Origin of the sequence: Candidatus Pelagibacter sp. (assembly GCF_052046145.1) — a bacterium.
Classification (GTDB): Bacteria; Pseudomonadota; Alphaproteobacteria; order Pelagibacterales; family Pelagibacteraceae; genus Pelagibacter.
Genome location: NZ_JBNGZR010000001.1, coordinates 351,843 through 371,742 on the forward strand (window position 1 = coordinate 351,843; position 19,900 = coordinate 371,742).

The 19,900-nt window shown below is 30.3% G+C and carries 23 protein-coding genes; 16 read left to right on the forward strand and 7 right to left on the reverse strand.

Annotated features, from left to right (window positions below; translation table 11 throughout):
- Positions 1 to 10 precede the first annotated feature (10 nt).
- The gene (locus ACTT88_RS01770; RefSeq protein WP_440907662.1) at positions 11 to 1,630 is read left to right on the forward strand and encodes an electron transfer flavoprotein-ubiquinone oxidoreductase; all 1,620 of its coding nucleotides are present in this window, start codon (positions 11 to 13) and stop codon (positions 1,628 to 1,630) included.
- Between the two features lies 1 nt (position 1,631).
- On the opposite strand, the gene ACTT88_RS01775 is transcribed toward ACTT88_RS01770, so the two are convergent.
- Entirely contained in the window at positions 1,632 to 2,006 is a 375-nt protein-coding gene (locus ACTT88_RS01775; protein ID WP_072090395.1) for a DUF2237 family protein, read from the reverse strand.
- Complete coding sequence (hisI, locus tag ACTT88_RS01780; RefSeq protein WP_440907663.1) at positions 2,007 to 2,474, reverse strand: phosphoribosyl-AMP cyclohydrolase; 468 nt, start codon at positions 2,472 to 2,474, stop codon at positions 2,007 to 2,009.
- A 77-nt stretch (positions 2,475 to 2,551) separates the two neighbouring features.
- Here hisI and folE point away from each other — a divergent pair, with 77 nt between their 5' ends.
- The 10 genes from folE (at position 2,552) to ACTT88_RS01830 (ending at position 10,775) form a co-directional block, all read left to right on the forward strand.
- Positions 2,552 to 3,172, forward strand: coding sequence for a GTP cyclohydrolase I FolE (folE, locus tag ACTT88_RS01785; protein ID WP_440907664.1), 621 nt, complete (start codon positions 2,552 to 2,554; stop codon positions 3,170 to 3,172).
- A gap of 1 nt (position 3,173) precedes the next feature.
- On the forward strand, positions 3,174 to 4,175 hold the full coding sequence (locus tag ACTT88_RS01790; protein ID WP_440907665.1) for an MDR family oxidoreductase: 1,002 nt from the start codon (positions 3,174 to 3,176) through the stop codon (positions 4,173 to 4,175).
- Positions 4,175 to 5,062: a LysR family transcriptional regulator gene (locus ACTT88_RS01795; protein WP_440907666.1), complete on the forward strand. Its 888-nt coding sequence runs from the start codon at positions 4,175 to 4,177 to the stop codon at positions 5,060 to 5,062. Before ACTT88_RS01790 ends, ACTT88_RS01795 begins: the two co-directional genes overlap by 1 nt.
- A gap of 128 nt (positions 5,063 to 5,190) precedes the next feature.
- Positions 5,191 to 6,219 carry an extracellular solute-binding protein gene (locus ACTT88_RS01800; RefSeq protein WP_440907667.1) on the forward strand — a complete coding sequence of 343 codons (1,029 nt, stop codon included), beginning with the start codon at positions 5,191 to 5,193 and terminating at the stop codon, positions 6,217 to 6,219.
- Positions 6,220 to 6,225: 6 nt separating this feature from the next.
- Entirely contained in the window at positions 6,226 to 6,411 is a 186-nt protein-coding gene (locus tag ACTT88_RS01805) for a hypothetical protein (protein ID WP_440907668.1), read from the forward strand.
- Positions 6,412 to 6,498: 87 nt separating this feature from the next.
- A complete protein-coding gene (locus ACTT88_RS01810) occupies positions 6,499 to 7,044 on the forward strand; it encodes a peroxiredoxin (RefSeq protein WP_440907669.1) in 546 nt (181 codons plus the stop codon).
- Between the two features lie 40 nt (positions 7,045 to 7,084).
- Positions 7,085 to 8,704, forward strand: a complete 1,620-nt coding sequence (locus ACTT88_RS01815; RefSeq protein WP_440907670.1) for an ABC transporter permease — start codon at positions 7,085 to 7,087, stop codon at positions 8,702 to 8,704.
- The gene (locus ACTT88_RS01820) at positions 8,701 to 9,762 is read left to right on the forward strand and encodes an ABC transporter ATP-binding protein (RefSeq protein WP_440907671.1); all 1,062 of its coding nucleotides are present in this window, start codon (positions 8,701 to 8,703) and stop codon (positions 9,760 to 9,762) included. Before ACTT88_RS01815 ends, ACTT88_RS01820 begins: the two co-directional genes overlap by 4 nt.
- Positions 9,763 to 9,774: 12 nt before the next feature.
- The gene (locus ACTT88_RS01825; protein WP_075536363.1) at positions 9,775 to 10,461 is read left to right on the forward strand and encodes an AzlC family ABC transporter permease; all 687 of its coding nucleotides are present in this window, start codon (positions 9,775 to 9,777) and stop codon (positions 10,459 to 10,461) included.
- The gene (locus ACTT88_RS01830) at positions 10,458 to 10,775 is read left to right on the forward strand and encodes an AzlD domain-containing protein (protein WP_440907672.1); all 318 of its coding nucleotides are present in this window, start codon (positions 10,458 to 10,460) and stop codon (positions 10,773 to 10,775) included. The genes ACTT88_RS01825 and ACTT88_RS01830 overlap by 4 nt, the downstream gene beginning before the upstream one ends.
- Here ACTT88_RS01830 and ACTT88_RS01835 read toward each other — a convergent pair.
- Positions 10,768 to 11,451 carry an MBL fold metallo-hydrolase gene (locus ACTT88_RS01835; protein ID WP_440907673.1) on the reverse strand — a complete coding sequence of 228 codons (684 nt, stop codon included), beginning with the start codon at positions 11,449 to 11,451 and terminating at the stop codon, positions 10,768 to 10,770. The two genes, ACTT88_RS01830 and ACTT88_RS01835, sit on opposite strands and share 8 nt — an antisense overlap.
- 22 nt (positions 11,452 to 11,473) lie before the next feature.
- On the opposite strand from ACTT88_RS01835, the gene ACTT88_RS01840 reads away from it, so the two are divergent.
- Complete coding sequence (locus tag ACTT88_RS01840) at positions 11,474 to 11,911, forward strand: DUF4396 domain-containing protein (protein WP_440907674.1); 438 nt, start codon at positions 11,474 to 11,476, stop codon at positions 11,909 to 11,911.
- A 2-nt stretch (positions 11,912 to 11,913) separates the two neighbouring features.
- On the opposite strand, the gene ACTT88_RS01845 is transcribed toward ACTT88_RS01840, so the two are convergent.
- The gene (locus ACTT88_RS01845; RefSeq protein ID WP_440907675.1) at positions 11,914 to 12,441 is read right to left on the reverse strand and encodes a cytochrome b; all 528 of its coding nucleotides are present in this window, start codon (positions 12,439 to 12,441) and stop codon (positions 11,914 to 11,916) included.
- Between ACTT88_RS01845 and ACTT88_RS01850 the strand changes: the two genes are divergently transcribed.
- Entirely contained in the window at positions 12,436 to 12,903 is a 468-nt protein-coding gene (locus tag ACTT88_RS01850; RefSeq protein WP_440907676.1) for a cytochrome c, read from the forward strand. The two genes, ACTT88_RS01845 and ACTT88_RS01850, sit on opposite strands and share 6 nt — an antisense overlap.
- A 13-nt stretch (positions 12,904 to 12,916) precedes the next feature.
- Complete coding sequence (locus ACTT88_RS01855) at positions 12,917 to 13,444, forward strand: hypothetical protein (protein WP_440907677.1); 528 nt, start codon at positions 12,917 to 12,919, stop codon at positions 13,442 to 13,444.
- 285 nt (positions 13,445 to 13,729) lie between these two features.
- Here ACTT88_RS01855 and ACTT88_RS01860 read toward each other — a convergent pair whose 3' ends face one another.
- From ACTT88_RS01860 to ACTT88_RS01870, 3 genes are read right to left on the reverse strand one after another with little or no spacing between them, the layout of a single operon-like run.
- Positions 13,730 to 14,587 (reverse strand): NAD(P)-dependent oxidoreductase, encoded by an 858-nt coding sequence (locus tag ACTT88_RS01860; RefSeq protein WP_440907678.1) that lies wholly within the window; start codon positions 14,585 to 14,587, stop codon positions 13,730 to 13,732.
- Between the two features lie 14 nt (positions 14,588 to 14,601).
- Positions 14,602 to 15,465: a DMT family transporter gene (locus ACTT88_RS01865; protein ID WP_440907679.1), complete on the reverse strand. Its 864-nt coding sequence runs from the start codon at positions 15,463 to 15,465 to the stop codon at positions 14,602 to 14,604.
- Positions 15,466 to 15,477: 12 nt separating this feature from the next.
- Complete coding sequence (locus ACTT88_RS01870) at positions 15,478 to 16,983, reverse strand: UxaA family hydrolase (protein WP_440907680.1); 1,506 nt, start codon at positions 16,981 to 16,983, stop codon at positions 15,478 to 15,480.
- 46 nt (positions 16,984 to 17,029) lie between these two features.
- Between ACTT88_RS01870 and ACTT88_RS01875 the strand changes: the two genes are divergently transcribed.
- Complete coding sequence (locus ACTT88_RS01875; protein WP_440907681.1) at positions 17,030 to 18,814, forward strand: IlvD/Edd family dehydratase; 1,785 nt, start codon at positions 17,030 to 17,032, stop codon at positions 18,812 to 18,814.
- A 1-nt stretch (position 18,815) separates the two neighbouring features.
- Positions 18,816 to 19,784 (forward strand): 2-hydroxyacid dehydrogenase, encoded by a 969-nt coding sequence (locus ACTT88_RS01880; RefSeq protein WP_440907682.1) that lies wholly within the window; start codon positions 18,816 to 18,818, stop codon positions 19,782 to 19,784.
- The last annotated feature ends 116 nt before the right edge of the window (positions 19,785 to 19,900 follow it).

The window sequence follows — 19,900 nt, forward strand, 5'->3', positions numbered from 1 at the left end:
AAACTAGAGTATGTCTAGAGAATCGATGGAATATGATGTTGTAATTATAGGTGGAGGACCATCAGGATTATCAACCGCAATAAAGTTAAAACAACTAGATGCAAATTTAAATGTTTGTTTATTAGAAAAAGCATCTGAGATTGGAGCTCATATTTTGAGCGGTAATGTGTTTGAAACACGTGCTCTAGATGAATTATTACCAAATTGGAGAGAGTTAAATTCTCCCATCAAAACAAAAGTAACTAAAGAAAAATTTTTATTTTTAGGAAAAACCAAATCTTTAAGTTGGCCAACTTGGTTACTACCTGCAGTACAGCAAAATCATAAAAATTATATTATCAGTTTAGCAAATCTGTGTAGATGGCTTGCTGAACAGGCAGAGAATTTAGGTGTAGAAATTTTTCCAGGATTTCCAGCAAGTGAAATTTTATATAACGAAGATGGATCTGTTAAAGGTGTTGCAACTCAAGATATGGGTATAGATAAAGATGGTAATAAAAAAGATAGTTTTGAACCAGGTATTGAGCTTTTAGGCAAAGTAACTGTTTTTGCAGAAGGGTGTAGAGGTCATTTAGGAAAACAATTGATTGAAAAATTTGAACTAAATAAAGGTAAAGATCCTCAACAATATGGAATTGGTTTTAAGGAAATTTGGGAAATAGAGGATAAAAATCACGAAGAAGGCTTAGTTATGCATACAGCTGGATGGCCACTAGATAACAATACGTATGGTGGTAGTTTTATGTATCATGCAGAAAATAAACAAGTTTTTCTGGGCTATGTAATTGGTCTAGATTACAAAAATCCACATTTATCACCTTATGATGAATTTCAGAGGTTTAAAATACATCCAGCAATTAAAAAAATTATAGAAGGTGGAAAAAGAATTTCGTACGGTGCAAGAGCCTTAATTGAAGGTGGATTTCAAAGTTTGCCAAAAATGTTTATGCCCGGAGCTTTACTAGTTGGTTGTGACGCTGGAACTTTAAATATGCCAAAAATTAAAGGTTCTCATACAGCGATGAAAAGTGGGATCATTGCAGCCGAAACTATTAATGAACATTTAAAAGAAAACAAAGATTTATCAATTTATGAAAATAAATTTAAAAATAGTTGGTTATATAAAGAGCTTTATGAAGCTAGAAATGTAAAACCTAGTTTTAGTTGGGGGCTAATTTTAGGAATTATTTTTACAGGTATCGATCAAATTTTATTTAGAGGAAAACTTCCTTTTACCCTTAAACATAAGCATGCTGACCACGAAACATTAAAACCTGCAAACCAAATGCCTAAAATAGATTATCCGAAGTATGATAACGTAATTACTTTTGATAAAACAAGTTCAGTGTATTTAACAGGAACTAATCATGCAGACAATCAACCAGTTCATTTAAAGCTTAAAGATCCTGATTTACCAATAAATTATACTTTAGAAAAATTTGATGAACCTGCTCAAAGATATTGTCCTGCAGGTGTGTATGAAGTCCAAAAAGAAAATGATGTAAATAAATTTGTGATCAATTCTCAAAATTGCATTCATTGTAAAACTTGTGATATTAAAGAACCTTCTCAAAATATTACTTGGGTTACACCAGAAGGAAGTGGTGGTCCAAGATATGGAAATATGTAAATTAGGACAAGTCTATTGCAAACTTTTTTAAAGTTTCAATAGGTACATATTTAAGAGTGTTTTCGTGGGTTCTTTTCAAAAATATTGGACATCCTTTACCAGCTTCAACTGCTCTCGCATACCAACTAGCACACAAACACCATCCATCTCCATCCTTTAAACCTGGAAACCCAAATTCAGGATGTGGAGTAATTAAATCGTTACCTGCTTCTTTCATCCACTCTAAGCATTCGGTAGTAACTTTAGCACAAACTGTATGAAGTCCATGATCATTCTCGTCAGTGTTACAACAACCATCACGAAACCAACCTGTTAAAGGATCATTTGAACATTCTTCAAGATCTTCACCTAGAACATTTTTTTGTTTCTCACTCATTTAAATTTTTGTAGGATTTGGTTGACCTTTATAAACTTCTTCAGGGTCGAATTTTTTTTCTTTTTCAAGAAATTCCATTTCAACTTTTCTTCCGTTTTCTATTGGTCCCATAGGAATAGATCTATAAAAACATGATCTATAACCAACATGACAACTAGCCCCATCACCTATATCGACTGTTAACCATATAGAGTCTTGATCATCATCAATTCGAATTTCTGTCACTTTTTGGGTAAACCCACTAGTTTTACCTTTATGCCAAATAGCTTGTCTAGATCTGCTATAATAATGTGCTTCTTTAGTTTCAATTGTTTTTTTTAGAGCTTCTACATTCATGTATCCATGCATTAAAATATCTTTTGTTTTTGAGCACATGGTAATCACAGGAATCAGCCCATCATTATCAAACTTGGGTGAAAGAAGATTTCCTTCTTCAATATCATTGATATTTTCTCTTTTTTTGAACATACGGGGTGATTATTTAGCACATATCTAAATATATTAAATATTTTTAATTTAAGGTATTTACTGTATAAAAAGGCGCTATGAAATTAGTAAAAGACACAGACAGCAATAATTTAGAGACAAAAAAAGTTTCAGATAAAGAAGCAGAGGAAGCTATCAGAACAATTTTGTCATGGATGGGAGAAGATCCAAAAAGAGAAGGATTGTTGGAAACCCCTAAAAGAGTTGTAAAAGCATTTAAAGAATATTTTCAAGGCTATAACGAAGACGCAAAAAAAGTTTTAGATAAAACTTTTGGTGATGTAGAAGGTTATAGCGATATGGTGGTTCAAAAAAATATTTCAGTACAAAGTCATTGTGAACATCATATGGCTCCAATTATTGGGAAAGCACATGTTGCCTATATACCAAATGAGAGAGTTGTGGGATTAAGTAAAATTGCAAGAGTAGTTGAAATATTTTCAAAAAGACTACAAACGCAAGAAAGATTAACTGTTCAGATTGCAAATTCTCTAATGGAAGCTTTAGATGCAAAAGGTGTAGCTGTTACAATAGATTCAACCCATCAGTGTATGACTATGAGGGGTATTAAAAAAGAACAAGCAACAACTGTAACTAATTTTTACTTAGGTCAATTTAAAGAAGATCTGAGTTATCAAAATAGATATTTACGATTTATCAGCACTGAGTTAAAAGACTAGTGTGTCTGACCAATTTAAAGCACTAATTCTTAATCAAGAGGGTGAAAACTTCTTACGTGAAGTTAAATCTATTGATAAGAGTTTTCTAAAGCATGGAGATGTAACTGTAAAAGTAGATTATTCTGACCTTAATTTTAAAGATGGAATGATTTTAAAAAACGGTGGACGATTAGTAAAAGAATTTCCACATATTCCAGGAATAGATTTTTCAGGAAAAGTAATAGAAAGTGAAAATTCAAAATTCAAAGAAGGAGATGAGGTAATTTTAACTGGATTTAGAGTTGGAGAAATATTCTTTGGCGGATATTCACAAATTGCAAAAGTAAATGCAGATTTTTTAGTAAAAAAACCAGATAGCTTAACAACTAAGCAAGCCATGATTTTAGGTACTGCAGGTTTTACCTCCTTAATGAGTGCTTTTGCAATTCAAGCAAGGGAAAGTATTTTATTAGGTGAAAAAGTTAATGATGTTTTAGTTACAGGTGCAACTGGAGGAGTTGGTAGTGTAGCAATAATGGCATTAACCAAAATGGGATATAATGTTTCTGCTGTTACTGGAAAAGATTCAAAATCGGATTATTTAAAATCATTGGGTGCAAAAAACATTATAAATAGGGCTGAATTTGACAAAGATCCACGTCCAATAGATAAAGGTCTATGGGATGGAGTAGTAGACACGGTTGGTGGAAAAATTTTGGCAAATGCAATTGCTCAAACAAAATCAAATGGGATAATTTCAGTTTGTGGAAATGCAAACAGTAATGAACTTAATACGAATTTATTACCATTTATGTTGAGAGGTATTAAAGTTTGGGGCATGGATTCTGCTAATTGTAGCATAAAAAGAAGAGGTTTTATTTGGGGAGAAGCAACAAATTTAATTGATTTTGATTTATTGGAAAAATCAGTTTTAACAGTAAGCTTGGAGGAATTGATTGAGACTTATCCTAAAATTTTAAAAGGTGAAATTTCTGGAAGAGTATTAGTTGATTTAAATAAATAATGGATTGGGATAAATTAAAAATTTTTCATGCTGTAGCAGAAGCAGGTAGTTTTACGAATGCTACTGTTAATTTAAATCTTAGCCAATCAGCTATAAGTAGACAAATACAATCATTAGAGCAAGATTTAAAAGTGCAATTGTTTGAAAGACATGCAAGAGGCTTAACTCTCACACAAAATGGAGAATATGTTTTTAAAACTGCTCATGAAGTGATTAGCAAACTTAAAGAAGTTGAGACATCATTAGGAGATCAAAAGAGTAAACCAACAGGAAAATTAACAATCACAACTGTAAGAAGTTTTGGAACACATTGGTTAACACCAAGAATTCAAGAATTTATGACACTTAATCCAGAAATTGAGATTGAACTAGTTTTTGATGATAAAGAATTAGATTTGAGTACTCGTCAAGCTGATATTGGAATTTTTATGAGAAGACCTAAACAGCTTAACTATATTCAAAAAAAATTAGTTGATATTAAGTATTATATTTATGGATCAAATAAATACTTAGAAAAAAATGGGATGCCAAAAACAGTTCATGATTTAAACAAACATAAATTTATTTCATTTGGAAAAGGTGCTCCTTCGCCAGTTTATAATCCTGATTGGGCTTTAAAAATAGGAATGCATGATGGAAAAAAAAGAAAATCTATTATGAAGGTTAATAGTGTTAGTGGTTTATTATATGGCGTTGAGTCTGGAGTGGGTTTGGCCGCATTACCAGAATATTTAGTTTCAAATACTAGTAATATAATTAAAGTACTTCCAAAAGTAGAAGGTCCTATAACTGAAGCTCACTTTGTATACCCGCAATCATTAAAAAATACAGCTAGAGTTCAAGCTTTCAGAAATTTCCTATTCAGTAAAATTGGCGACTGGAAATAGAAAAAAATAGCCAAAACTCCCTAAATTATTAAAAAATTTAAAAATCTGCGACACTATTGCGATTGATAATCATTCGCATTGAGAATAGTTCTCATTCTCAACAATAACATAATAATTTAAGGAGTTTAATGAGAAAATTATCAATTTTGGCGTTAATTACATCTTTATTCGTATCAACTTTTGCAATTGCGAATGAGGTAAATGTATTTAATGCAAGACATTATAAGGCTGATGCTGAAATGTATGGAAAATTTACAGCAGCTACAGGAATTAAAGTAAATTTAATTAATGGTAAATCAGGAGCTTTAGAAAAAAGAATAGCCGAAGAAGGAGCAGATTCTTCAGCTGATTTATACATCACTGCTGATGCTGGAAGATGTGGTGCTATGGATGCAAAAGGTTTGCTTCAAGGAGGTTTATCATCTGCAACAATTAAAGCGTCTGTTCCCAAAAACTTTAGAACTAACAAATGGGTTGGAGTAGCTAAAAGAGCAAGAATTATTTATTACTCACCTGAAAGAGTTAGTGGTGCTGAGTTGTCAGGTTTAACTTATGAAGGTTTAGCTGATCCAAAATGGAAAGGTAGATTAGTAATAAGAAAATCTAGTAACATTTATAATAAATCACTTGTAGCTTCATTAATTGCAAATAATGGAAAAAAAGCTACAGCCGAATGGGCAAAAGGTGTTGTTTCTAATATGGCAAGAGAGCCAAAAGGAAACGATAGAGCTCAAATCATGGCTGTTGCAGCAGGAGAAGCTGATATTGCTGTAGCTAATACTTATTATTTAGCACTTATGCTTTCAGGTAAAAAAGGTGCTGAACAACAAGAAGCTGCAAAAAAAGTAAAAGCGTTTTTCCCCAATCAAAATGATAGAGGAACACATATGAATATTAGCTGTGCTGCTTTAGTTAAAGGTGCGCCTAACAAAGCAAATGCAATTGCACTTGTTGACTTTTTATTATCACCAGAATCTCAGGAACACTTTACGAACAATACGTTTGAGTTTCCTATGATTGGTGGTGTATCTCCAAGTCCATTAGTAGTAAATAATTTAGGGCTAGATTTTAAGCAAGATTTAGCAACTAAAGTTTCAACTTATGGAAAAAATCAAGCTGCTGCATTAGAAGTTATGACAGCTGCTGGTTGGAAGTAACATATAGTGAAAAAGAATTTATTTAACTTTGATTTAAGTAATTCTTCTGTAATGAGCAGTTCACTTGAGGGTCAGATAACATGTGAACCATGCTCATCAGAGTGTGAAAAGATTAAAAGAAAAATAAATAATAGAAAATTATCTGAGATTGAAAAAGACGAGGCTCTAGACATCCTCACTCCTTTTAAATGATGATATATTTTTTTTTAGATGGTGCCCACGTCACTCTCCTTTAGGATCTTTACCCTTTCCTAAAAATTGTCGTGGGCATTAAAAAATATGATTGAAGGATTTAAAATACCCCAAGTAACTTTTAGAATTAGAGAAGGTGATACTTCGGATAATGAAATTGCATGTGCAATTGGTGGGAAGTGGACAAATAAATCTACTGATGATTTTTTTAAAAATAAAAGAGTAATTTTATTTAGTTTACCTGGTGCATTTACACCAACATGCTCCTCTCAACAATTACCTGGATTTGAAAAAAATGCTGATGAATTAAAAAAACTTGGCATTGACGAAATTTATTGTTGTTCAGTAAATGACTCATACGTTATGAATGCTTGGGCAAAAAAAATGGGTATTTCTAATGTTAAAGTAATACCAGATGGATCAGGACTTTTTACAAAATATATGGGAATGTTAATCTCCAAAGACCATGATGGATTTGGCCAAAGAAGTTGGAGATATATGGCAGTTATTAATGACGGTATTGTTGAAAAATGGTGGCAAGAGCCTGGAATTAATAATTCAGGCTTAGATGATGACCCATATATAGAAACAACACCAGAAAATACACTAAAATACCTTTCTGCATCAAAGTAAAATCATATTAAAAAAATTTTTTTATATTATAAGACCCTTAATGTTAAAGAATTTAAATATCTGGTTTCTATCCTCTTTATTGGTGTCTATAGGCGTATTAATTCCAATAGTTACAGTTTTTTTTAGTTTTTTTGAAGAGACCTCAAATTATTATCAAGTATTAAAAGATACTTTTTTATTTGAATATATTTTTAATTCTTTCACACTACTATTCTGTGTCTTAATCTTAACATTTATAATAGGTACTACATCTGCATACTTGGTTTCATTTTATAAATTTCCTTTTAGTGATTTTTTTAAATGGGGCCTTATACTTTCTTTCGCTGTTCCACCTTACATTTATGCATATTCTTTGACGGCTTTTTTTGAAAATTATGGCACAGCTTTTACAATATTGACAAATTTATTTGGGGAAGGGGAATACAACAAACATATCCCAAAGTTCGATGGTCTTCTTGGAGCAGTACTTTCCCTTTCATTTTCATTATACGCTTATGTATATATTCTTTCTAGAGCCTCATTTTTATATCAATCTCAAAACTTAATTGATTTAGGAAGAAGTTTAGGTTTTTCAAAATTTAAATCTTTATATTCTTTAATATTACCAGCTGCTAGGCCAGCTATAGTCGCTGGATTATCTCTTGTTGCAATGGAAACATTAGCAGAATTTGGTGCAGTTGATTTTTTTTCAATAAACACCTTAACTACTGGAATTTATAATTCGTGGATTACATTTGATGACTTGGCTTTTTCAAATAGATTATCTTTTTTCTTACTAATATTTATATTTGCATGTTTTATAATTGAGAATTTTTCTAGAAAAAAAGCTAAATATCATTTTAATTCAAGAGGTGGATTTAAACAAAAAGAAAAAATTACATTGTCTGGAAAAAAATCTTTTTTTGCATTTTTGTTTTGTTTTATTATTTTCTTTTTAAGTTTTTTATTTCCTTTAAGCCAAATGTTATATTGGACAATTAAATTTCCAGAAAATCTCTTTGATCTTGATGTAATTTCACTTACTTTAAATACAATTTATTTGGTGATTTTATCTAGCATAGTCTTGATTTTATTTTCTTTAATTTCAAATTATGGAAATAGAGTTTCTAGAAATAAAGTTTTAAATTTTTTATCAACTATATCTATATCAGGTTATGCTATTCCAGGTGTTATTTTAGCTGTAGCATTTATTACTTTTATTGCTTGGTTTGATGAAAACATTGTTAAAACTCTAGGATTTTTGTCTATTAAAAAAATCTTTATTGGTTCTGTTCTTGGTCTTGTTTTAGTTTATTTTGTAAGATTTTATTCATTAGCATTTAATGGAATTAAGTCAGGCTATGAAAAAATAAATATTTCAGTTGATGAAAGTTCATATCTACTTGGTTATTCCAAAAAGAAAACCTTCATGAATATTCACGTTCCTTTCTTAAGAAATTCACTTTTATTTGTTGGAATACTAATTTCTTTAGAAATAATACGAGAATTGCCAATCACTTTGATTTTAAGACCTTTTAATTTTGAAACATTTGCAACTACAGCTTATATATCTGCTTCAGAAGACTTATTAGAAGCCGCAGCTGTTCCTTCATTATTATTAATTTTAATTGCAACTATATTTATTATGTTTACATCTAAATATATTCTTAGAGAAAAATGAAAAATAATTTTTTAGAGATTAAAGGTGTTGATTTTATAATTGGTGGAAAAACCAAAGTTAAAAACGCTTCATTTGAAATTGAAAATGAAGGAGAAACTTTGTGTATTTTAGGTCCCTCAGGAATTGGAAAAACAACAATCCTTAGAACAATAGCTGGTTTGGAGAATATTGAGAAAGGCTCAATTAAATTAAATGGAAAATTAATATCTTCTAAAGATAAACATGTTGAGCCTGAAGATAGAAATGTATCTTTAGCTTTTCAAGATAATAGCTTATTTCCGCATTACACTGTTGAAAAGAATATATTGTTAGGCGCTGAGAGAAATAAAATTAAAAAGAAAAAAAAACTAACTTTTAGAGAGATTATTGATTTACTAGATATTTCAAAAATACTTAAAAAATATCCTCATGAAATAAGTGCTGGAGAGGCCCAAAGAGCCTCTCTTGCAAGATCTTTACTAACACAACCTGATCTTTTGTTATTAGATGAACCGTTATCAAATGTTGATCAAAGTTTTAAAGAAGAAATTCAAGTAAGATTAAAAAAAATTTTAAATAAACTAAAAATTACAACAATAATAGTTACTCATGACTCTTATGAAGCTTTTTATTTAGGTCATAAATGCGCAATTATATTAGATGGTCAAATAAAACAGTTTGACGATCCTTATAATGTCTATCATTTTCCAAACTCAGTCGAAGTAGTAAATTTTTTAAATCGTGGAATTTTAATTCCAGCAAAAGTAACTGGAGAAAATTCATTAGAAAATAAAGATCTTGGAACAATTAATGGGAATTTTATTAAACATTATCCAAAAGGATCAAATGTGCAATTATTATTACAACCAGAGGATCTTGAGCACGACGATAAAAGCAATCTAAAATTGGAGGTAGTTGATAGAAAATTTAGAGGAACCAACTTTATTTATACCTTAAAAACTAGTAGCGATTTGTTAATACCAGTATTTGTTCATTCTCATCATGAACATCAACATGAAGCAGACGAAAAGTTTGGAATTAAAAGACCGATTCATATTGATCACATAGTTTGTTTTTAATAAAACAAACAAATGCTTACTAAAAAACAATTATTCACTCGAGGGATGTTAGATATTTCCCCACATATGCTTTCAGTAATTCCATTTGGAATAATTTGTGGAGCAATCGGTGTTGAACTTGGATTTCATCCGTATTTAGTCTACGCGATGTCTTTCATAATTTTTGGCGGAGCTTCACAAATAGTATTTTTGCAGTTGTTATCAGGAGGTGCATCTAGTTTAGTTGCTGTTGCATCTGTTGGAATTATAAATTCTAGACATCTATTATATGGAGCTGTTTTATCTGAATATTTAGAAAAGTTATCTTTTATAAAAAAATTATTAATTTCTTATGTCGTTGTAGATCAAGGCTTTGCAGAGTCTAATAAGTTTTTCAAAAAAAATAGAAGTGAGGAATTTTTACATTATCATTTAATTGGCACAGGTTGCACAATGTGGGTTTGTTGGCAGATAGCAACATTATCAGGAATTGTTTTAGGATCATTTGTCCCAGAGGAACTTGGATTAAAATTTGCAATTCCTCTAACGTTTATAGCAATTGTTGTTCAGGATTTAAAAAAATTAGACCATGTAATTGTAATGATTACTTGTGGTTTGAGTTCATTATTATTTTTTGATGCTCCATTTAAATCTTACATAATTATTTCACCCATAATTGCTTTATTTGTAGCTGCACTATTATTGAGGTTAAAAAAATGACTCTTACTGCAATAATTTTTGCTGGAATATTAACTTACTTTACTAGAATGACTATGATCGCTTTAATAAGTAGAGATATGTTGGGAGATAAAATTAAAGCAGTATTGGAATATGTTCCTTCTGCAGTATTCCCAGCAATAATATTTCCAGGAATATTTATAAATGATTTTGGAACTTTTATAGAAATGAATGATCCCAAAATTTTTGGAGCATTAGTTGCTGTAATTGTAGGTTATTTCTCAAAAAATATTATTGCAACAATTTCAGCTGGATTAGTTTCTTATTGGTTTTTAATATTTGTAGTATTTAATTAGCACCTAATTTTATATTTCTACTTACATTGATATCTATTAATTTTGGTTTTGCTAAATTAAGATTTGACATAAGTTCAACATACTCATCAACATTTTTAACCTGCAATCTTGGATTAAATTTTTTTTCATTACCAATTGTACTAGATTCTTTCCCATTATAGTCATGACCAGGATACAAAATGGTATCCTCAGGTAATTTTAATAATCTATTAAAAATAGAATTATAAGCATCTTTTGAGCTACCGTTTTGAAAATCAGTTCGACCAGTGCCATTAATTAAAAGAGTATCTCCTGAAAATAAATAGTTATCCATTAAGAAACTATAACTGTCAGAAGTATGACCAGGTGTATACATCGCTTTGATTTCTATTTGATCAATTTTTATTATTTCATCGTCTTTTACTTTAATTTCGACGGCATCAGCAGGGGTATGTTCCCCCATAATTGTAGAGCAATTTGTTGCTAGTTTAAGTTTACTTGCACCAGTTACATGGTCAGCATGTATATGTGTATCTATTACTTTAACTAATTTTAAATCTAATTCGTTTAGTAACTCAATATAGTTTTCAACATTTTCTATTACTGGATCAATTATGACTGCCTCGCGACCTTTTGCCGACGCAATTAAATAAGTATAAGTTGATGATTTATTATCGAAAACTTGTCTAAAAATCATTTATCATTAATATCAAATTATAATGAATACCTCTACATTTCATTGGTCTTGTAGACATACCTGGAAAAGAAGCGCAAAAAATACAGCCTGGTGCGTACTTGGTTGTGCAATTGGAGATTTTGGAACAATATTATTTTTTCAATTAACTCAAATTCCTTTTCCAGTTTTAGGAATAATGATTTTAGCAATCATTAACGGATTGATTACGAGTATTATTTTAGAAACAATAATTTTAATGACACAAAATTTTAATTTTGTTAACGCATTCAAAACAGCTTGTGGTATGAGTTTAATTTCAATGATTAGCATGGAAATCATGATGAATTTAACTGACTATGTTTTAACTGGAGGCGCAATTTTAACATGGTGGGTTGTACCAATAATGCTGATCGTAGGTTTTTTAACTCCTTGGCCTTATAATTATTGGAGATTAAAAAAATTTGGAATTGCTTGTCATTAAGATTAAAGAATTCTCTTTAATAAATTGTCCCCAAAAAATAGTTTGTGAACAATAACAGCAGATATATGAATCACTATTAAACCGATAAGGGTATAATTCGAAAGAATATGAATTTCATAAAACTGATCTGCTAAATCAAAATTTTCATTAATTTGAATTTCCTTAAACAATATTGTTAATGTTTCCCCATTAAACAATTTTTTTAATATTCCTGAAATTGTTATTGCTAAAATAGCAATATATAAAAGCACATGGTTCATTTTTGCCAAAAACCTCTGTCCTTTAAAAATACTTGGATCTAATTTTGGAGTTGGATTAAGTATATTATTTATTAATCTAATTATTATTATATAAAACACAGTTAAACCTAACGTAACGTGTATATCTTCAATAGTTATTCTTTGATCACCAAAATCTAAATCAACTAGATAAAACCCCAAAGGTATTTGTATGAATAGAATAGCAGCGCTGAGCCAATGTAACACCTTTGAGATAATTCCATACTCTGTTAAGGTATTTGTTACATGCATAATTTATTTAATCACATAAAAAAATATATTAAAATAATTTTATTCTCAATTTTAAGCGTATTTTTCGTCTCATATTCCAATGCTGAGTTAACAGTTGAAGATATTATTAAAAGTAGACAAGCATTGTTTAGCAAAAACTATAGTACAGCCAAAAGAGTACAAGCTTTCTCATCAAAAGGAGATTTTGAAAAAGCAAAAAAACTTATGCTAGAAATGAGTGAAAATTACAAAGTTTTAATAGATTTGTTTCCTGAAAATACTCAAGAGGGTTTTGATACTGAAGCTTTACTAACCATTTGGGATGAAAAAGACGACTTCAATGCATTAATGCAAAAAGCCTCTGATGACATGATAAAGCTTACATCTGTAATTGAAGATGCTGAAGATATAAGAGGTACTCTGAAACAATTTATGTGGAGTAATTGTAAGGCTTGTCACAGCAGGTACAGAGAAGAACATTAATTACTAAGTTAGAATGATACCTCAAAAAGTTAAAGACCATATTGAAGAATATATTAGCCAAGAAGTGTACGTTCAAATAGCCATAATTAAGGGTAAGGAAAAGGTTTCAACAGAAATAGCCATTGATAAATATTTTAATACAAATCATTTTAGAGATTTTTCACAGGGTAAACCTTATTTTCATTTTATTGATGGATTAAGGGATAAATGTCTTGGAAAACTTAAAGATTCTCCTATGAGAGATAAAGCAACAGAGGACGAAACTATTAAATTATTGCAGAAAAAATTAAATGATTTAACTGATGATGAGCTTGAAGACACTTATTGGGAAATAGAAACAGGAGAATTTTTTTCAGGAGAGCAAATAAAAGAATTAGAAAAAAATTGCAGTGAATTAATTAAAGACCTTAATCTTTCAAATAAAAATAAAAAAGAAGTTAAAAAAACTATCATGAGTTTTTGTGAAAACTATGAAAAATTGTGTCAAAAAAAATACCCAGAAGCTCCACTTCCACTAGAAATATTAACATCTGTAAATTAGTTTTTAAAGGGTTCGCTCTTTAAGTGTATACCTAAAGAGCTCCCTTGTATCGCCTCTTTGGCATTATAATTCCGAGAGGAATTTATTTTTCGTTATATTTTTTGAAATATGAGCTGTTCAGCTAAGTATCAGGTGGTGAAAGTATTAACATAAACCTCCTTCTATAAAAAAGGTAATTATAAATTATACAATTTCAATTAATTTATTTTAATTTTGAGCAAATATATTTATTGAATACAACCTAGTGCTTTAGTAGATTCCCGCTAACTTAAGTTACTTCCAAAATTATTTTTTATTTATTAATTCGCTAATAAAATTTTCACCATAACCATCATCAACAGCTTTTTGAAAATAATTTTTATTTATTTCAGCAACTTTTTCAGCTTCAGGAAAATCTTTTAATAAATCTTGAATATAAGTTAAATCTTTTACGGAATTACTTGCCGTAAATTTAAATCCAGTAAAGTCTCCTTTTAACAGATTATCAAAAACTCTATTAAGTGCTGCAGAATTTCCAGAACCAAGTTTTGCAACATCAAATACTTTTTTTAAATCTAAACCCATTTCTGTAGCACTTTTAGCCAAATGATTAACTAATGCAGCATTTCCAAGGGATAAAAAATTATTTAAAAGCTTAGATTTTGCTCCCATTCCAACAGATCCAAAATGAAAATATTCTTTACAGAAAAAATTAAAATATGGTTCAGCAATTTTAAAATTTTCATCTGACGCTCCAACAATTCCTCCCAATATACCTTCCTCTGCTTGAACAGGTCCTCCCATTACAGGGCACTCAACATAATTTATTTTTTTTTCTTTGAATATGGCCTCAGTTTCCATTGAACCAGTTTTGTTGTGAGTGGTGATATCAATAATTAAAGTTTTACTATCTAAAATATCAGATATTTTTTCAGAAATTAATTTTGCTATAGGAGTGTTGGTAACACACATAAACATCGCATCTAAATTTTTACTAGAAAAATCTTCAAAAGATTTTACTTCTTCAGCTCCATCGCTAACAATTTTCTCAATTGGTTTTCTATTTTTATTAGCAATTACAAAGAGTTTATTTTTGTGTTTTAAAATATTTTTAGCTATTCCATAGCCCATATATCCAACACCAATAAAACCTATATTTTTCATTTAAACCTCACTATTTAACTTTTTTTACCTTCTGTTCTTATGAACATAATACCAAAAACAATAATTCCTATAACCCCAACAATTTTATTATAATCAAAAGGTACGCCGAAAATTAAGAAATTAATAATTGTAGACCAAACTAATTGCGAATATTGAAAATTAGTTACAAATGACAAGTTAGAAAGTTGTATTGCATATATAATTAAAGAATGACTTACAAAACCTGCCACACCTAGAATTACCAAATAAAGCCAAAAGATATTCTTCTCTAATGGCACCCAATTAAAAAATATAAAAATACTAAAAATTATTGCACCTAAAATTGAAGTATAAAATATAGCAGCAAAAGGATCGTTATCGCCTGATACAACTTTGGTAAAAAATTGATAAAGAGCCCAACAAATTGGAGGAACAATAGGGAATATTAAATCTAAACTAAATATTCTCATACTTGGACCTAGTGAATAAACAATCGAGCCAAAGCTCAATAACATTAAAAGTATACCTTTTGTACTCAATATATCTTTTAGGAAGTATGCTGAAAGTAGTGAAACGATTAAAGGAGCTGTAAAGAAAACAACATAAATATCTACCAAGTCAAATTTCTGTAAAGAATAAAACATAAAAGAGGTTGCAGTAACCATTAATATCGATCTAATTATTTGGACTTTAAAATTTTTTTTTAAATTTACTTTTGGCTTAAAAATTAAAAAAAATATAATTAAAGATACCAAGTGAAAAAAAAATCTTCCCCAAATTGCTTGGGTAATTGGCATAACAGTCCCAAGATATTTTGCCATGGAGTCCATACAAACAAACATGAAAAAACCACCGGCAGCTAATAAAATTACGTTAATTAAGGATGTTTGTTGATGCACAAGAAAAATAAATTACATTACAACACCAACTTGCCAAGGATTAAACTCCTCATCACCGTAGCCGTTGATTTCACTTTTTGATTTATTCCCTGAAGCAGTATTTACAACTAATTCAAATATTTTTTGACCAACTTCTTCAACTTTTTCTTTTCCTTCAGCAATTGTGCCACAATTAATATCCATATCTTCTGACATTCTTTCAAACATCGCTGAGTTTGTTGAAAGTTTTAAACTTGGAACTGGTTTACAGCCAAAGCAAGATCCACGTCCTGTTGTAAAACAAATAACATTAGCACCTGATGCAACTTGACCAGTTACAGATACGGGATCGTAACCAGGAGAGTCCATAAAATTAAAACCTTTATTTTTTAAAGGTTCTGCATAGTGCAATACATCTTGAAGGATAGAGTTTCCTCCTTTTGCAACAGCGCCTAAGGATTTTTCTAATATGGTTGTTAGACCACCTTTTTTATTTCCTGGCGCAGGATTGTTGTCCATAGAACTATTATTAATTGAAGTATAATGTTTCCACCATTCAATTCTTTTAATAAGTTTATCAGCAGTCTCTTGTGAGCTTGCTCTATTAATTAATAAATGTTCAGCTCCATAAATCTCTGGAGTTTCAGATAAAATTGAACTTCCACCTTTTTTAACCAAGAGATCTGCTGCAACTCCTAGTGCTGGATTTGCAGTTATTCCTGAATATCCATCTGAACCACCACATTGAAGAGCTAAAGTTAGATGACTTACTGGTTGTGAAGTTCTTTGAACATTATTAGCTTCTGAAAGCAAATTTTTAATTTGAGACAATACCTTCTCTACTATTTTTTTTGTTCCACCTTCATCTTGGATTGTTAGAAAATGAATTCGGTCATGTTTTTTTAATGATTCATCAAATAAACTGACTTGCGCACATTCACATCCTAAACCAATAACAAATACATGAGAAAAATTGGGATGATTTTTAAATCCATCTATAGTTCTTTGAAAAATTTGCATTCCTTCACTTTCAGTATTCATTCCACATCCTGTTGAGTGAGTAATCGGAACTATCCCATCAATATTTGGATAATCTTTTAAAATGTCAGAATATTTAATCCTCTCAACTATCATTTTAGTGACAGTAGCTGAGCAATTTACAGTACTTACAATTCCAATGTAATTTCTGGTAGCAACCTGTCCATTATCTCTTAAAATTCCATTAAAGAAGGTGTCTGCTTTTTCATCAATAACATATTTTTTATCTGTAACTTTAAAATCTCTTTTAAATTCTCTGAATTCTAAATTATGAGAATGAACATGTTGTCCTGGTTTAATATCATCTAAAGCAAATCCAATAATTTGATCATATTTTATGATTGGATCACCTTTTTTAATAGTTTTTAAACAAACTTTGTGTCCAAAAGGGATTGGATCAATAGTGCTGATTTCATGACCTTCAATTTTAGTTTTTTCAGGAATAATAAATTGGCTAACGCCCACATTGTCATTCTTGTTTAAAACTATTAGATTATTCATAAATTTATTATATAACCAATAACTTAAACAAACCATTATTTAAATTATGCCAAAAAAAAGAAAAAAGAGTTTTCGAAGTCAACAGTGGTTCAATAATCCAAAAAACCCTGACATGACGGCCTTATATCTAGAAAGGTATTTAAATTATGGTCTTACAAGAAAAGAATTACAATCTGGTAATCCAATTATAGGAATAGCGCAATCTGGCAGTGATCTATCACCATGTAATAGGCATTTTATGTCTTTAAGCAAAAGGATAAAAGATGGAATTAGAAGAGCAGGCGGTATACCAATGGAATTTCCTACTCACCCAATTCAAGAAACTGGAAAAAGACCGACAGCAATGTTGGATAGAAATCTTTCTTACTTGTCACTAGTTGAAGTTTTGTATGGATACCCAATTGATGGAGTTATCCTAACAACAGGATGTGATAAAACTACTCCAGCAGCTTTGATGGCTGCAGCAACGGTAAACATTCCTGCAATAGTTTTATCTGGTGGCCCAATGTTGGATGGAGTTTACAAAGGAAAATTAGCTGGGTCAGGAATGGTTGTTTGGGAAGCGAGAAAATTATTAGCAAAGGGCGATATAAAGTATGAAGAATTTATGGATATGGTAGCATCTTCTGCACCGAGTGCTGGACATTGTAATACGATGGGAACAGCTTCTTCAATGAACTCTGTAGCAGAGGCATTAGGAATGTCTTTACCAGGGGGCGCAGTTATTCCAGCTCCTTATAGAGAAAGAGAGCAAATTTCTTATGAAACAGGAAAAAGAATCGTTGGAATGGTTCATGAAAATTTAACCCCATCAAAAATTATGACACGTAAAGCTTTTGAAAACGCAGTAGTAGTTGCAAGTGCTATTGGTGGCTCAAGTAATTGCACTGCTCATCTAAGTGCTATTGCAAAACATATGGGAATTAAATTTGATCTTTCTGATTGGCAAAAACTTGGGCACAACATTCCTTTATTGGTAAATTGCCAACCTGCGGGAGAATACTTAATGGAAAGTTTTCACAGAGCTGGAGCAATACCTGCTGTTATGAAAGAACTAATTAAAAACAAAAAAATTCATACAAAAATTAAGACAGTTACCGGAAAGACTGTAGGTGAAAATTTAAGAAAGAAAGTTGATGTAGATAACAAAGTAATTAAAACATTTAAGAATGCATTGACTGAAAAAGCTGGTTTTTTAGTTATGAAAAGCAACTTTTTCTCATCTGCTATCATGAAAACATCTGTAATCAGTAAAGAATTTAGAGATCAATATTTATCAAATCCTAAACACCCAAATGTTTTTGAATGTAAAGCCATAGTTTTTGAAGGTCCTGAGGATTATCATAAAAGACTTAATGATAAGAAATTAAAAATTGATGAAAATTCTCTATTAATTATTAGAGGGTGCGGACCTGTTGGTTATCCTGGATCAGCTGAAGTAGTTAATATGCAACCACCAGACAGATTATTAAAAAAAGGAATAAGACATCTACCAACCCTTGGAGACGGAAGACAAAGTGGAACATCAGAAAGTCCATCAATACTTCATGTTTCTCCAGAGTCAGCAGTAGGTGGAGATCTAGGAATTGTAAAAACTTATGATAAAATAAAAATAGACCTCAATAAAAGAAGAGTTGATTTATTGATTTCTCAAGCTGAATTTAAAAAAAGAAGAAAAAATAAAAAAATATTTAAACCAAATAATCAAACTCCTTGGCAGGAAATATTTAGAAACACTGTTGGTCAATTGGATGATGGTGCATGCATTAATTCTCGAGGCAAATATTTAGACGTATCTCACACCAAAGGTTTACCAAGAGATTCTCACTAATATGAGGCCAAAAATATTAGTTTGTAGAAAAATCTCAGATTTAGCAGAAGAAAAACTTCAAAAAGAATTTGAGGCAACACTTAATCCAAAAGATGAACCCATTCCAGAAAGCGAATTAATAAAATTGATTAATGATTATGATGGAATGATTTCAACAGGGTTTGATAAAATTAGTGAAAATTTTTTTAATAATTTAAATGGGAAATTAAAAATAATAGCTCAAGTTGGTGTGGGCTATGACAATATATCAATCAAATCAGCAGAAGAAAAAAAAATTAAAGTAACAAATACTCCTAATGTATTAAATGAAGCAGTAGCAGAAACTACAATCCTTTTAATTTTAGCTGCATCTAGAAGAATTGGAGAAGCTTACAATCTAGTGAGAACCGATAACTGGAAAAACCAAAAACCGGATTTAACTAAATTTATGATTGGAAATTCTGTTACAGGTAAAACTTTAGGTATCATTGGAATGGGTCGCATTGGAAGAATGGCTGCAAAATCTGCTAGGGCATTTGGTATGAAGATTATTTATTATAATAGAAACAAACTTTCTGATGATCTAGAAGATGGTGCAAAGTATTATTCTGATATAAATACAATGCTACCAGAGTGTGATTTTTTAAGTATTCACACACCTGCAACAGCTGAGACTAAACATATTCTAAATTCATCAACAATAAGTTTGTTACCAAAGCATGCTGTAGTTATTAATACTTCAAGAGGATCAACTATTGATGATGATGCATTGATAGATGCATTAGAAAATAAAAAAATTTATGCAGCAGGATTAGATGTTTTTAATAATGAACCAAATTTAGATAAAAGATATTTAAAATTAGATAACTGTTTTGTTCTACCTCATATCGGTAGTGCGACTCATGAGACTAGATTGGCAATGAGTATGATGGCAGTGGATAATATTTATTGTTATTTCAATAAAAAACCTCTTATTTCTGAAGTTGTTTAGAACAACTATAAGTTGTCAGTTCAATAAATATATATAATTTCTATATATAAAAATTAAACGAAATTATTGATCTCAAAAATCATTTATGGTTAACTTTCAAAAAAAACATAAACGAG